General features: G+C 65.9%; 2 protein-coding genes. Both read right to left on the minus strand.

Features of this window, described 5'->3' with window-relative positions; translation table 11 throughout:
* The coding region (locus tag PFX91_RS23050) for an ATP-binding cassette domain-containing protein (protein WP_285735232.1) at positions 1-238 on the minus strand (238 nt) is incomplete at its 3' end.
* A gap of 45 nt (positions 239-283) precedes the next feature.
* A partial coding sequence (locus PFX91_RS23055) for an ABC transporter permease (protein WP_285735233.1) occupies positions 284-615 on the minus strand: 332 nt, incomplete at its 5' end.

A 615-nucleotide genomic window follows, 5' to 3' on the forward strand; every position in this document is an offset into this window, starting at 1 on the left:
CCACGTTCTGGCCCGCGACCTCGATGGCACCGCTGATGCGGGCCCGGCTGCCCCGGTGCAGACCCATCAAGGCCAGCGAGGTCACGCTCTTACCCGAGCCGGACTCGCCCACGATGCCCAGGGCCCCGCCCGCGGGCACCTCAAAAGACAGCCCGTTCACCGCGTGAACATCACCGTCCATGGTCGGAAACACCACCCGCAGATCATCCACCCGGACGACGGGCTCGGTCGAGGCCATGTCACTTTCCTTCGCTAGAGCTGGTCTGTTCAACGCTGCCGCTGGTCAGCCGGCGATCCGGACCCGTGGGTCGACGATCGGGTACAGCAGGTCGACCAAGAGGTTGCAGATGACGATGAAGACGGCACCCATCAAGGTCACGCCCAAGATGACGGGCAGGTCCTTGGAGATGATGGAGTCGATCGCGTAGGCGCCCACCCCCTTGAGGGAGAACACCTTCTCGGTGAGGATCGCGCCTCCGAGCACCAGGCCCAGGTCCAGTCCGAAGATCGTCACGATGGGGGTGAGCGTGGGACGCAGCGCGTGCTTGAAGATCACGCGGCGTTCGCTCAGGCCCTTGGCCCGGGCCGTGCGGATGTAGTCCTCGCCCAGGACCT

Origin of the sequence: Nocardiopsis sp. ATB16-24 (assembly GCF_030271535.1) — a bacterium.
Lineage (GTDB): Bacteria > Actinomycetota > Actinomycetes > Streptosporangiales > Streptosporangiaceae > Nocardiopsis.